The organism is Gordonia sp. p3-SID1431 (assembly GCF_025143765.1).
Classification (GTDB): Bacteria; Actinomycetota; Actinomycetes; order Mycobacteriales; family Mycobacteriaceae; genus Gordonia; species Gordonia hongkongensis.
Window position 1 is genome coordinate 45,278 of the sequence record NZ_JAMBDT010000021.1, and the last position, 13,673, is coordinate 58,950.

Sequence of the window (13,673 nt, forward strand, 5' to 3'; positions counted from 1 at the left end):
GGCTGTACGGACCTAGTCGGCGTCGAGATCCTTCTCGACGAGACCGACGATGGTGTCGAGCGCAGCCTGGTCGTCGGCCGTCACGACCACGCGGGTGCCCTTCTCGGCCCCGAGCGTCATGATCATCAGCGCCGACCCCGCGTCCACCGGGTCACCGCCCTCGAGGCCCAGCGTCACCGGGCTGCCGGTCTCGGCGACCGCCTCGGCGATGATCGTGGCGGGGCGGGCGTGCAGTCCGACTGCGGAGCCGACGGTGGCGGTGGTGCTGGGCATGGGAACTCCTTCGAGTGTTGTCGTGTGTTCTGTGGTGGTTGTCGGGCGATTCGGTGCCGGGGAGCGCCCCGGATGTCAGGTGGTCGTGTGATCGGGTGTCAGACGGCGACCGCCTCGAGCTCGTCGAAGGCGACGGCGTCGCGACTGCGGTGCACCTGCTTGGCCGCGACCACCAGGACGGCGGACAGCACCGTACCGGCGACCAGCGCGACGAGGAACAGGACCCAGTTGTTCATGGCGAAGAAGACGAAGATGCCGCCGTGCGGGGCGCGCAGTTCGACACCGAAGGCCATGATCAGCGCACCGCTCAGGGCACCACCGGCCATCATCGACGGGATGACCCGGAAGGGGTCGACCGCGGCGAACGGGATGGCACCTTCGGAGATGAACGACGCGCCGAGGAGCCATGCGGCCTTGCCGTTCTCGCGCTCCGGTTCGGTGAACAGGCCCGGTCGGACGACGGTGGCGAGAGCCAGGGCGAGCGGGGGCACCATGCCGGCACACATGACCGCCGCCATGATCTGGAACTGCGCGGGTCCGGCAGTCGCCGCGTCGGCGATCCCGGCGGTGGCGAACAGGTACGCGCTCTTGTTGACCGGTCCGCCGAGGTCGAAGCACATCATCAGGCCGAGCACGATGCCGAGGGCGATGGCCGATCCGCCGGACATGCTCTCGAGGCCGCTGTTCATCTGCTCGGTCAGCCAGGCTAGCGGTTTGCCGAGGACCATGTAGAGCAGTCCGCCGACGATCATGCTGCCGAACAGCGGGATGACCACGACCGGCATGAGACCACGAGCCCACTGGGGCACCGGGGTCCGCGCGATCCACAGGCACACCACGCCGGCGATGAGACCGCCGATCAGTGCGCCGATGAAGCTGGCGCCCACGGCGAGCGAGACGATGCCGGCCACGAAACCGGGTGCGATACCGGGGCGGTCGGCGATCGCGAACGAGATGTAGCCCGCGAGGACCGGTACGGCCAAGCCCATCACGCCCGAGCCGATCGCGAAGCTCACCGCGCCCAGGTACTGCAACAACCCGCCCGCCGGCAGATCCCAGAGGCTGTTGTTCAGGGCGATGAACGCGCCGTCGCTGAGGGTGCCGCCGTCGTCGAGGTTCGTGTTGGCGACTTCGTAGCCGGCGAGCAGGAAGCCGAGCGCGATGAGCAGTCCGCCCGCCGCGACGAACGGGATCATGTAGCTCACACCGGTCATGAGTGCCTGGCGGGTACGGCCGGCGAGACCGATGCCCGACTTCGACGAGTCGGCCGCGTCCGCGTCCGCGCCGTCGCCGGTGACGCGCGCCGCGTTCGGGTCGCGCCCCGCCGCGACCGCCTCGGCGATCATGGCGTCGGGTTCGTTGATGGCGCGCTTCACCCCGGATGCGATGACGGGTTTGCCGCGGAACCGGTTGCGGTCCTTGACCCCGACGTCCGTGGCGAAGATGACGGCGTCGGCCGACGCGATCACATCCGGATCGAAGGCCGTGGTCGCCGAGGACCCCTGGGTCTCCACCGCGAACTCGACGCCGGCCCGTTCGGCGGCGTACTTCAGGGCGTCGGCCGCCATGTAGGTGTGGGCGATGCCGGTCGGGCACGCGGTGATCGCGACGATGCGCGGCTTGGCCGGTCCCGGGTCCGGGGTCGGGTCCGAGTCCGGGTGGGCCGGCGCACCTTCGGATTTCGTGGTCGACGTCACTGGTGCTGTCGCGGTGGCCGGGGCAGTGGTCGACGGGGCAGTGGTCGACGGGGTGGCGGTCGGCGCGGCTGTGCTCGCGGCCGGCGGCGCGGGGTCGATGGCCTCGTTGACCAATTCGATGACCCGCTCCTCGTTCTCGGCCGCGCGGAGCGAGGCCACGAAGTCGGGCCGGACGAGTGAGCGCGCCAGCGAGCTGAGGAGCTTCATGTGCGCACTGGCACCCCCCTCGGGGGCGGCGATGAGGAAGACCAGGTCGGCCGGCCCGTCCGGTGCGCCGAAGTCGACCTTGCGGGACAGCCGCGCCATGGCGAGACTGGCCGCGGTCACCGACGCGGTACGGGCGTGCGGGATGGCGATGCCGCCGGGAAGTCCGGTGGCGGACTTGGCTTCTCGGTCCAGTGCGGCCCGCGCGAGGTCGGCGGGATCGGTGGTCCGGCCGGCCGCGGCGAGGGCGTCGGCGAGCGTGGTGATGACGGCGGCGGGATCGCCGCCGGCGTCGACGTCGAGACTCACCGTCTGCGCGGTGATGATCTGCTCGGTCATGGCATGTCCTTCGGTGGAAAGGGTGGGGTCGGTGCTGGGTGGGTCGATGGTGGATGGAGTCGGTGCTGGATGGGTGCGGTGTTGGATGGATGTGGGGACCCGCCGGGACGGTGCCGTCAGGTCATGCGCGCGGCTCCCGACAGTTCGGTCACCCGCACGCCGGGGAGGTCGAGGTGGTCGGGCGTGGGGGCCTGGGTGCCGGCGAGCGATGCGGCCGCCGCGCCGTACGCCACGGCCGACCGGAGGCAGTCGGCGGGCGCGGCCCCGGTGCTCTGCGCGATGAGGTAGCCGGCCAGTGACGAGTCGCCGGCGCCGACGGTGCTGCGCGGGACGATCGGCGGCGGGGTCGCCGACCACACGCCGGACGCGGTGACCAACACGGCCCCGACGGCGCCGAGGGTGGCGAGGACGTTGCCCCCGATCTGCTCGGCGATGGTCGCAGCGGCGTCGATGACCGGTCCGAGATCGTTGCGCGCGAGCGCTTCTCGGAGCTGTCCGGGGTCGGCGCCGGTCAGTTCGGCGAGCTCGTCCTCGTTGGGCTTGATCAGGTCGACGCGACCGGTGACGCTGGCACGGAGGGGTGCGCCCGAGGTGTCCACCGCGACCCGGCAGCCGGCGAGGACGAGGTCGTCGGCGATCGAGCGGTACCAGTCGTCGGGGACGCCGGGAGGCAGCGAACCGCAGAGGGTGACCCACTGCGCGGAGCCGGCGTGCTCACGGATCAGCCCGACGAGCGCCTCGCGATCCGCGCCCGTCAAGGTGACGCCCGGTGCGTTGATCTTGGTGGTCGTCCCGTCGGATTCGGCGATGGTGATGTTGGACCGGACCTCGCCGTCGACCGGCACGGCGTCGTAGGGGAGTGCGAGGTCGTCGAGTGCGGCCCGCAGCGGGTCGCCCGGTCGCGCCGGGAGCAGTGCGCGGGTGGCCAGGCCGGCGGCCGCGACGACCCGGGCCACGTTGACGCCCTTGCCGCCCGGCTCGGTGCGGACCACGCCGGCGCGCTGCACCTCGCCGCGGGCGAGCGGTGCGCCGAGTTCGAGGGTGCGGTCGAGGCTCGGGTTGGCGGTGACGGTGACGATCATGCGATCACGACCTCGACGCCGCGCGCGGACAGGGCCGCCGAATAGGCCGGGTCGATCCCGGAGTCGGTGATGAGGACGTCGACGTCGTCGAGTCCGGCGAAGGAGGTGAGGTCCTCCCGGTCCATCTTCGAGCTGTCGGCGAGGACCACGACGCGTTGTGCGGCCGCGACCATCGCCGCCTTGACTGCGGCCTCGTCGGGGTCGGGTGTCGACAACCCGTGGGCCTCGCTCAGCCCGTTCGTCCCGATGAAAGCGGTGGTCACGCGCAGTCGGCGAAGCGCGTCCACGGTCTCGACGCCCACGGTCGCCTGGGTGAGACCGCGTACGCGTCCGCCGAGGGCGTGCAGACCGTCGGGATGGGTGCCCGCGAGCAGGCCGGCGATGGGCAGGCTGTTGGTGAACAGGGTGAGCCTCCGATCGGGTGCGGTCGCCTCGGCCGCACGGTAGGTGGTGGTGCCGGCGTCGAAGAGCACCGAACCGCCGTCGGGCGGCAGGAACCGGATGGCCGCGCGGCCGATCGCGGTCTTCTGCTCGATCTGGCTCGACTCCCGTTCGTCGATCCCGAGCTCGCCGAGGGTGCGCATGATCTCGGCGCGTACGGCGCCGCCGTGGACCCGCTGGAGATGTCCGGCGCGTTCCAGTACCGCGAGATCGCGTCGGACGGTCTCGCTGGTGACGTCGAATTTCTCGGCGAGCGCGGCCACGGATGCCCGCCCCGCGAGGCGCACCTCGTCGACGATCGCCTGTTGTCTCTCCTCGGCGTACACACGGCTCCGATCTCCGGTTTCGACCACCCCGCTTGTTGAGGCGTGTGGGATTGGATGTTGTAGTAATTGTGTTTACGCCTGTTTGTGTTGACAAGTCAAGCACTTTTTGTAACGGTGGTCACATCGATAGTCGAGTGAGAGGCAAGACGATGGCGCAGATCCTGACGGGAACCCCGGTGGTCGGCGGGTTGGCCCACGGTCCCGCGCTGTGGCCGGGCGAGCGACCCGACCACTCGCCGGAGAAGCTCGGCGTCGGTGTGGAGATCGCCGAGGAACGGCGCGCCGACGAGGTCACGCGCTTCGCCACCGCGGCCGGCGCCGTCGCCGCGCGGCTGCGCACGCGCGCGTCGCAGAACACCGGGGTGACGGCCGAGGTGCTCGCCGCGACGGCGGGCCTGGCCGAGGACCGCGGCTGGATCGGTGCCGCGACCGCGCTCATCGGCAAGGGCGCCCCCGCCGAGGCCGCTGCCGTCGCGGCCACTGAACAGTTCGCGGCGGTGTTCACCAAGCTCGGCGGACTGATGGCCGAGCGGGTCACCGATCTCAACGACGTGCGCGACCGGGTCCTCGCCGAACTGCTCGGCCTACCCGAACCCGGTGTGCCCACTCCGGAGGTGCCGTCGGTCCTGCTCGCCGACGACCTCGCGCCCGCCGACACCGCGGGCCTCGACCCCACGAGCACCATCGCCCTCGTCACCCGGCTCGGCGGACCGACCAGCCACACCGCGATCATCGCGCGCCAGCTGGGGATCCCGTGCGTGGTGGCGGTGGCCGACCTGGATGAGATCGAGCCCGGCACAACCATTCTCGTCGACGGCAGCACCGGGCGGATCGAGGTGGAGCCCGATGTCGAGGCGGCCCGGGCTCGCGTCGACGAGGATCGGCGTCATGCCGCACTCGTCGCCGGCTGGACCGGTCCGGGGCAGACCGCCGACGGGGTGGCCGTGGCGGTGCTCGCCAACGTCGCCGACGGGTCGTCGGCACGCGCCGCGGCCGGGTACCCCGTCGAGGGCGTCGGGCTCTTCCGCACCGAACTCGCGTTCCTCGAGCGTGCCGACGAACCGTCGGTGGACGAGCAGGCCGCGATCTACCGGGAGGTGCTCGATGCGTTCGACGGGCAGAAGGTGGTCATCCGCACCCTCGACGCCGGGTCCGACAAACCGCTCCGGTTCGTGACCCATCCCGATGAATCGAACCCAGCGCTCGGCGTGCGGGGCGATCGGATCGCGCTGGCGCACCCCGAGATCCGCGCGCATCAGCTCGACGCGATCGCGCAGGCCGCGTCGGGGTCGGCCGTCGCGCCGTGGGTCATGGCGCCGATGATCGCCTCGCCGGCGGAGGCGCGCACCTTCGCCGCCGAGGTCCGCGGCCGTGGTCTGGTCGCCGGGGTGATGATCGAGGTGCCCGCGGCGGCGATCCTGGCCGAAGCCGTCCTCGCCGAGGTGGACTTCGTGTCCATCGGCACCAACGATCTGACCCAGTACACGATGGCGGCCGACCGGATGTCGGCCGATCTCGCCGGACTGACCGACCCGTGGCAACCGGCCGTGTTGAGCCTCATCGCGGGTGTCGCGGAAGCGGGCGCACGTCAGGGAAAGCCGGTCGGGGTGTGCGGCGAGGCCGCCGCCGATCCGAACCTCGCCTGCGTGCTCGTCGGTCTCGGGGTCACCTCGCTGTCCAGCGCGCCTGCTGCTGCCGCGGCCGTGGGGGCCCGGCTCGGCGAGGTGTCCGCACCGGACTGCCGGGCCGCCGCCGAGGCCGCCCTGGCCACCTCGGATCCCGCCGCGGCGCGCGCGGCTGCCGCGGCGGTGCTCGACGGTTCGGTCGGTGGAGAGGTCAGACTCGCCGCATCACGGTGACGACCTTGCCGAGGATGACGGCGTCGTTGCCCGGGATCGGATCGAACAGTTCGTTGTGCGGCATGAGCCAGACGTTGGGGCCCTGACGCTTGAAGGTCTTCACGGTGGCCTCGCCGTCGATCATGGCCGCGACGATGTCGCCGTTGTCGGCGACGTTCTGCTGACGGACCACGACCCAGTCGCCGTCGCAGATCGCGGCATCGATCATCGACTCGCCGACGACGCGCAACAGGAAGAGCGATCCCTCGCCGACCAGCTCACGGGGCAGCGGGAAGACGTCCTCGACGGCCTCCTCGGCCAGGATCGGACCGCCGGCCGCGATACGGCCGAGCACCGGCACGAAGGTCGGCTCGGGCAGCTGACCGGCCGACGGGGTGTCCGGCGACGGTGTGTCACTCGGGGCGATGTTGACCGCACGGGGACGGTTCGCGTCGCGCTTGAGCAGCCCCTTGCGTTCCAGCGTCCGCAACTGATGGGCCACCGACGACGTCGAGGCCAGGCCGACCTCGTCGCCGATCTCCCGGATGCTCGGCGGATAACCGCGCTCGCGCACCGAGCGGCGGATCACCTCCAGGACCCCGGCCTGTCGCGGGGTGAGTGAGGCCTCGGCGGCGGCGGCGTCGAACGGGGCCTCGTCGTCGGCGCCCCGCGCTCGGCCGCGCCTATCGCCGGTGTCACTCATGTTCGGTTCCTCTCGTCTTCGGAACGTGCTGGTAGATGGCTTGCGCCGGGTCCGAGCCTAGCGGAGTGCGACCGGCACCTCAAACATTTGTTCGATGTGTCGCGAGACTTTGTCGGGATGTCGTGCTACAAATTCGAACATCAGTGCATCGAACATCTGATCGATGTTCGAACACCGACTGCCACACCCCGCACGATCCCAGACACTCGAACACCGGAGGGCACCATGCGCACCGCCACTCTCGTCGCTCCCGTCCGCACCGACCGTCCCGATGCCGTCCGGGCGCGCACCGACCGCGCCGATCGCGTCCGGACCCGCGCCCCGCTGTCCGACGGCGGCCGCCCGGTAGACAACCGGCCGGCCGGCACCCGACCGCGGGGTGCGTCGCCGGTGACCCCGCGGGTGGGCGGCACCCACTGTGGCTCTCCGGTCGGGGTGCGCGGGCGTGGCCCGGTCGGACCCGACGCGGCGGTGTTCCGTCGCCGCCGCCGCACCGCGGTCGCGCTCCTCGCCGGCGTCGGGCTGGCGTTCGTCGTGTGGGTGTTCGGTGTCGTGGGCCAGAACTACTCGGACTCGCTGACCCCGTCCGCCGTGAGTGCCGAGGTCGTCCACGTGCGCTCGGGGGACTCGCTCAGCTCGATCGCCGGCCGGGTGGCACCCGAGATGCCGCGCGAGGTCGTGATCGACGAGATCGTCGCGATGAACGATCTCGGCTCGAGCGCGCTGCAGGTGGGCCAGCCCCTGCTCACCCCCCGGTACCGCTGAGGCCGGGCGGTATCCTCGATGTCACAGGGGCCGGCCGACAAGCGGCGGGGCGCACGCTTCGGGTGCGTTCCAGCGTCCCGCGACCTGCGTGAGGACACGATGCGCTGCCCCTTCTGCAAGAACGACGACACCAAGGTCATCGACTCGCGTGTCGCAGATGAAGGGCAGGCCATCCGCCGCCGTCGCTCCTGTGTGGAGTGCGGTCGCCGGTTCTCGACCGTGGAGAGCGCCGTGCTCGCGGTGGTCAAACGCAACGGCGTGACCGAACCGTTCAGCCGGGAGAAGGTCATGCGCGGCGTGCGGCGAGCCTGTCAGGGCCGCCACGTCGCCGAGGACGCGCTCGCGCAACTCGCCCAGCAGGTCGAGGACACGGTGCGCGCCAGTGGATCGGCCGAGATCCCCAGCAACGAGGTCGGACTCGCCATCCTGGGTCCGCTCCGCGATCTCGACGAGGTGGCGTATCTGCGCTTCGCCTCGGTGTACCGGTCGTTCGACTCGGTGGAGGACTTCCAGCGCGAGATCGACGACCTGAAGGCGGCATCGGGATCCGGGAGCGCGCTCGCCGAACCCGTGTCAGCCGAGTCGGTCCAGAGCTCGTAGGACCCGTTTCTCCGACACCGGGAACGCGGTGCCGAGACGCTGGGCGAACAGCCCCACGCGCAACTCCTCGACGAGCCACTGCGCTTCGTCGTCGACCACCGCCCGCCGGTGCTCGGGTACCTGTTCGAGGCGTTGGGCCCACCGTTCGACGACGCGATCGACGGCGGCCACCCCGGCCTGGTCGCGTGCTGCGGACGCGGGTAGTGCCTCCAGACGTGCTTGCGCGCCGTCGAGATAGCGCGGCAGATTCTCCAGGTGGCGTCGCGCGGTAGCCGCCACGAATCCGTCGAACACGAGGTGGGCGACCTGTTCGGCGACGTCGTCGGCAGCCAGCGAACCGGCGTGCCGGTCGATCGCCGCCCGCAGCGGGGACATCCGTTCGAGGGCTGCGACGGCCAGCGAGAAGTAGTCCGGTGCGGCCGCGGCGACCCGTGGCCGGATCCGTTCGAGCAGCGCCGAGAAGGATTGTGGTGAGCGAACCGCGGCGAGCTCTGCGTCGTCGATGTCGGCGACCGTGTCCCGAATGGCCCGTCGGGTGCAGTCGGCGAGCAGTGCCTCGGTGGTCGAGTACGGGCTCTGGCTCAGGGCGAGTCGTTCGACCGGACTCAGCGAGCCGGCGATCCGCTTGTGCAGCGGAGGTATCGCGAGGTCGAGGAGGGCGACGATCCCGCGTCGCAGGAGGCGGTCCCGTGTCTCCGGGCTAGCCGCATCGACGACGACAACGCCGCGCGCGTGGCCCTTCGCGTCGGAGACCACGTCGATCGTCGGGTACCGGGTCAGCCGCTGCCCCGCGACATCGACCGTCGTCTGCTCGGCGAGCGAGCCGATCCCATCGGCGGTCCAGGTCTTATACAGGTTGCGCGACACCGTCTTCGGCGCCGCGGGCGTTCCGGTCTGCTGGAGTTCGGGCAACGAGTCGGCGCGGGCGACGATCCGTCCGGAGTCGTCGGCCACCGCGAAATGCATGCGCAGGTGCGGCGGTACCCGGTCGGTGTCGAAATCGCCCGCGGTCACCCGCATCCCGGTGATCGCCGAGAGCTCGCGGGCCAGCCCGGTGGTGAGCGGCTCCTTGCGCGGGGTGAGCCGGCCGAGCGCGAGTTCGGCGAATCGCTGCGCGGGCGACATGCTCTTGCGGAGCTGTTTCGGCAGCGACTTGACCAGTGCGGTGGCCAGTTCGGCGCGCATGCCCGGGACCGACCAGTCGAAGCCGGCCGGTCGGACATGGGGGAGCAGTGCCTGCGGGATCACGACGGTGACGCCGTCGTCGGGTGCGCCCGGTTCGAACCGGTAGCGCAGTTCGAGTCGGGTGTCGCCCTGCTGCCAGGCGCCGGGATAGTCCGTGGGGGCGACGTCGGTGCCTCCCGTGACGTCCTCGGGGCGCAGATCCAGCAGATCCGGTTCGGCCCGGCGGGCCTTCTTCCACCAGGTGTCGAAGTGCCGGGCCGAGGTGACGTCGGACGGTAGCCGCTGGTCGTAGAACTCGAAGAGCTGGTCCTCGGTGATCACGAGACCCCGGGTGCGCGTGCGGTTCTCGACGTCCGAGGCGGCCTCGAGAAGCGTGCGATTGCGGTCGAAGAAGGCGTGCTGCGTCCGCCAATCGCCCTCGACGAGAGCGTGCCGGATGAACAGCTCCCGGGAGACCACCGGGTCGATGGGGCCGTAGTCGACGCGCCGGCGGGCGACGAGCGGGACCCCGTAGAGGGTCACGCGTTCGTAGGCCATCGCCGCTCCGCGTTTCGCCGACCAATGCGGCTCGCTGTGGGTGCGCTTCACGAGATCCCCGGCGAGTTTCTCGGCCCACAGCGGATCGATCCCGGCGACGGTGTGGGCGAACAGGCGCGACGTCTCGAGGACCTCGGCCGCCATGATGAAGGCGGGCGGCTTCTTGGCGAGCGGAGAAGCGGGGAAGATCATCAGCGTGGTGTTGCGCGCACCGGTGAACTCGCGGCCCTCGGTGTTGCGGGCGGCGATGTTGCTGAGCAACCCGGACAGGATGGATCGGTGGACGGCGTCGGCGTCGAGTTCGGTGGGCGCGACCGACCAGTCGAGGTTCTTGACGATCTCGGTCAGCTGCCGGTGGAGGTCCTGCCACTCCCGGATGCGCAGGAAGTGGAGGTACTCGCGCTCACACATGCGCCGAAAGCGGCTGCCGGACAACTCCTTGCGCTGTTCGCCGAGGTACCGCCACAGCTCCACGTAGGACAGGAAGTCCGACTGCGGGACGACGAAGCGCCGGTGCTGGGCGTCGGCGGCCTCCCGGTGCTCGGCCGGCCGTTCCCGTGGATCGGGGAGCGACATCGCGGCGGCGATCACGAGAAGGTGGTCGAGACAACCCAGTTCGTGTCCGGCGATGAGCATCCGGGCGACCCGGGGATCGACCGGGATCCGCGACATCGACCGGCCGATCGGGGTCAGTCGCGGGGGCCCGCCCTCGCGCGGGACGGTGATGGCGCCGAGTTCGGTGAGAACACCCATACCGTCGCGGATCGCGCGGTCGTCGGGCGGCTGGACGAACGGGAACTCGGCGATCTCACCCAGTTTCAGCGAGGTCATCTGGAGGATGACCGCCGCGAGGTTGGTGCGCAGGATCTCCGGGTCGGTGAAGGCCGGCCGGGAGTCGAAGTCGTTCTCGCTGTAGAGACGGATGCAGACGCCCGGGGCGACACGACCGCATCGACCGGCCCGCTGCCGGGCACTGGCCTGTGAGACCGGTTCGATGGGAAGACGATTGACCTTGGTCCTGGTCGAGTACCGACTGATACGGGCGGTGCCGGTGTCGATGACGTAGCGGATGCCGGGCACGGTCACCGACGTTTCGGCGACGTTGGTCGCCAGCACGATCCGGCGTCCGTCGGAGGGGGAGAACACCTTCTGCTGCTCGGCGATCGAAAGTCGCGCATAGAGCGGCACGATCTCGGCACCGGGACCCTTGCTGCCGCCGGTTCGTCGACGGAGCGCCTCGGCGGTCTCTCGGATGTCCCGTTCGGTGGGCAGGAACACGAGGATGTCGCCGCGGCCACCGGCCCACAGTTCGTCGACGGCGGCGTCGATGCCCTGGATCTGGTCGAGATCCGCATGTTCGCCGCCGCCGGCGTCGTCCCCGTCGTCGGGGCGTTCCTGCAGGCTCAGCGGTCGATACCGGATCTCGACCGGATAGGTGCGTCCGGATACCTCGATGACCGGGACCGAGGTCTTCGGCGTGCTGAAATGCCGTGCGAAGCGCGCCGGTTCGATCGTCGCCGAGGTGATGATCACCTTCAGATCGGGGCGTCGGGGCAGCAGGCGGCGCAGATAGCCGAGGATGAAATCGATGTTGAGGCTGCGCTCGTGGGCCTCGTCGATGATGAGGGTGTCGTAGCGGCGCAGCATGGGGTCGGTGGCGATCTCGCGGAGCAGGATGCCGTCGGTCATGACCCGGACGAGGGTGTCGGCGCCCGACCGGTCGGTGAACCGGACGGAGTAGCCCACCGCGTCGCCGAGTTCGGTGTCGGTCTCGTCGGCGATGCGCTTGGCGACCGAGCTCGCGGCGATGCGCCGGGGCTGGGTGTGCCCGATCGACCCGCGGATGCCACGCCCGAGTTCGAGGCAGATCTTGGGGAGCTGGGTGGTCTTGCCCGAGCCGGTCTCGCCCGCGACGACCACGACCTGGTGGTTGCGGATCGCCTCGGCGATCTCGTCGCGTGCGGCGGAGACCGGTAGTTCGTCGGGGAAGCGCAGAATCGGCACGGTCGCGCGCCGCCGGTCGAGACGGGCGCGTGCCTTGTCGACATCGGCGACCAACTGTCGCCACTTCGCGGCATCCGGGCGCGCGGCGAGCCGATCGATGCGACGACGCAACCGGTCGGCGTCGACGAGGCCCACGTCGTCGAGTGCGCGGAAAAGATCCGAGCGGGGGATGTCCGATGCAGCGGTGTCCGGTGGAGACGGGGACGGGTCAGGTGACGAGGACGGGGCCGACATGATCACTCCAGGATATGGGGAAGCGCCGAAGCCGGTTCACCCCAGTGGCCGCGTGGGCCGCGTGGACCGGCATCATGGGGCCATGGCTGATGGTTCGAGCACGGGTACTGGATCGTTGTGGCACGGTTTCGCCGACATGGGTGCGGTGACCGCGAGCGGGCCGTTCGTCGTGACCAGGGGAGAGGGTGCGCGGATCTTCGACCGCGACGGCAACTCCTACCTGGATGCGACCGCCGGACTGTGGTTCACCAACGTCGGGCACGGCCGCACCGAGATCGCCGACGCCGTCGCGCGTCAGCTCGGCACCCTCGCGCACTATTCCAACTTCGGTGACTTCGCGAGCGACGTCACCCTGCGGCTCGCCGAGGAGCTCGGCGCCATCGCGCCGGTACCCGGATCGAAGATCTTCTTCACCTCCGGCGGCAGCGACTCCATCGACACTGCGGTCAAACTCGCCCGCCGCTACTGGGTGGAGCAGGGCCGCGAATCCAAGCGGGTCGTCGTCAGCCGCACCAAGGCCTATCACGGGATGCATGCCGCGGGTACCTCGCTGGCGGGCATCCCGCTCAACCACGACGGCTACGGCGAACTCATGCACGACGTCCAGAACGTCGACTGGGACGACGCGAAGAGCCTGCTCGGTCTCATCGAGCGCGTGGGCGCCGACAACATCGCCGCGTTCTTCTGCGAGCCCATCATCGGGGCCGGCGGCATCTATCTCCCGCCGGAGGGCTACCTCGCCGAGGTGCGGGACATCTGCCGCGACCACGACATCCTCTTCGTCGTCGACGAGGTCGTCACCGGCTTCGGCCGCATCGGCGGCGAATCCTGGTTCGCCTCCGCACGATTCGGCCTCGAACCGGACATGATCACCACTGCCAAGGGGCTCACCTCGGGGTATGTCCCGATGGGCGCGGTGTTCATCGCACCGCGGATCGCCGAGCCGTTCTTCGCCGGTGGCGTCTGGTGGCGGCACGGGTACACCTACGGCGGCCACGCGGGCGCGGCGGCGGCGGCCCTCGCGAACCTCGAGATCATCCGGCGAGAGAACCTGCTCGCCGAGGCGACACGGCTCGAGGGCGACCTCGCCGCCGCGCTGTCGCCGCTCGCCGACCTCGACACGGTCGCCGAGGTCCGGACCGGACTCGGCGCGGTCACCGCGGTACAGCTGGCCGACCCCGCGACGGCGCCGGCGACGGTGGTCAAGCTGCGCGAACACGGGGTGAGCACCCGGGCCGCAGGTCAAGGGGCGCTGCAGGTCTCGCCCGCGTTCGTGATGACGACCGCCGAGGTCGGCGAACTCGCCGACCGGATGCGCGCGGCGCTGAGCTGACCCTGGGGCGCCCGTTCGTGCTGCTCCCTGAGGAGCGCCTGGAGCTTGCGGAGGGCGCGTCTCGTTCTGCTCCCTGAGGAGCGCATGGAGCTTGCGGAGGGCGCGTCACGAA

The 13,673-nt window shown here is 70.6% G+C and carries 10 protein-coding genes; 4 read left to right on the forward strand and 6 right to left on the reverse strand.

Annotated elements, in window-relative coordinates; genetic code table 11:
• Nucleotides 1–12 precede the first annotated feature (12 nt).
• The 4 genes from M4D77_RS07785 to M4D77_RS07800 all read right to left on the reverse strand — a co-directional run bounded on the left by M4D77_RS07785 (nucleotide 13) and on the right by M4D77_RS07800 (nucleotide 4,362).
• Nucleotides 13–273, reverse strand: a complete 261-nt coding sequence (locus M4D77_RS07785) for an HPr family phosphocarrier protein (protein ID WP_058250193.1) — start codon at nucleotides 271–273, stop codon at nucleotides 13–15.
• Nucleotides 274–371: 98 nt separating this feature from the next.
• Nucleotides 372–2,513, reverse strand: a complete 2,142-nt coding sequence (locus tag M4D77_RS07790) for a fructose-specific PTS transporter subunit EIIC (RefSeq protein ID WP_259935942.1) — start codon at nucleotides 2,511–2,513, stop codon at nucleotides 372–374.
• Between the two features lie 116 nt (nucleotides 2,514–2,629).
• On the reverse strand, nucleotides 2,630–3,595 hold the full coding sequence (locus tag M4D77_RS07795; RefSeq protein WP_068969891.1) for a 1-phosphofructokinase family hexose kinase: 966 nt from the start codon (nucleotides 3,593–3,595) through the stop codon (nucleotides 2,630–2,632).
• Nucleotides 3,592–4,362 carry a DeoR/GlpR family DNA-binding transcription regulator gene (locus M4D77_RS07800; RefSeq protein WP_068969892.1) on the reverse strand — a complete coding sequence of 257 codons (771 nt, stop codon included), beginning with the start codon at nucleotides 4,360–4,362 and terminating at the stop codon, nucleotides 3,592–3,594. The genes M4D77_RS07795 and M4D77_RS07800 overlap by 4 nt, the downstream gene beginning before the upstream one ends.
• 149 nt (nucleotides 4,363–4,511) lie before the next feature.
• Here M4D77_RS07800 and M4D77_RS07805 point away from each other — a divergent pair, with 149 nt between their 5' ends.
• Complete coding sequence (locus tag M4D77_RS07805; protein ID WP_259935943.1) at nucleotides 4,512–6,221, forward strand: phosphoenolpyruvate--protein phosphotransferase; 1,710 nt, start codon at nucleotides 4,512–4,514, stop codon at nucleotides 6,219–6,221.
• Here the strand turns inward: M4D77_RS07805 and lexA are convergent.
• Nucleotides 6,199–6,903, reverse strand: a complete 705-nt coding sequence (gene lexA, locus M4D77_RS07810) for a transcriptional repressor LexA (RefSeq protein WP_137808722.1) — start codon at nucleotides 6,901–6,903, stop codon at nucleotides 6,199–6,201. The two genes, M4D77_RS07805 and lexA, sit on opposite strands and share 23 nt — an antisense overlap.
• A 225-nt stretch (nucleotides 6,904–7,128) precedes the next feature.
• Here lexA and M4D77_RS07815 point away from each other — a divergent pair, with 225 nt between their 5' ends.
• Together M4D77_RS07815 and nrdR are read left to right on the forward strand one after the other, a co-directional pair.
• Nucleotides 7,129–7,668, forward strand: coding sequence for a LysM peptidoglycan-binding domain-containing protein (locus tag M4D77_RS07815; protein WP_259935944.1), 540 nt, complete (start codon nucleotides 7,129–7,131; stop codon nucleotides 7,666–7,668).
• Nucleotides 7,669–7,767: 99 nt separating this feature from the next.
• Nucleotides 7,768–8,268 carry a transcriptional regulator NrdR gene (nrdR, locus tag M4D77_RS07820; RefSeq protein ID WP_058250310.1) on the forward strand — a complete coding sequence of 167 codons (501 nt, stop codon included), beginning with the start codon at nucleotides 7,768–7,770 and terminating at the stop codon, nucleotides 8,266–8,268.
• Here the strand turns inward: nrdR and hrpA are convergent.
• Nucleotides 8,242–12,228, reverse strand: coding sequence for an ATP-dependent RNA helicase HrpA (gene hrpA, locus M4D77_RS07825; protein WP_259935945.1), 3,987 nt, complete (start codon nucleotides 12,226–12,228; stop codon nucleotides 8,242–8,244). The genes nrdR and hrpA overlap by 27 nt on opposite strands.
• 82 nt (nucleotides 12,229–12,310) lie before the next feature.
• On the opposite strand from hrpA, the gene M4D77_RS07830 reads away from it, so the two are divergent.
• Entirely contained in the window at nucleotides 12,311–13,561 is a 1,251-nt protein-coding gene (locus M4D77_RS07830; protein WP_259935946.1) for an aspartate aminotransferase family protein, read from the forward strand.
• The last annotated feature ends 112 nt before the right edge of the window (nucleotides 13,562–13,673 follow it).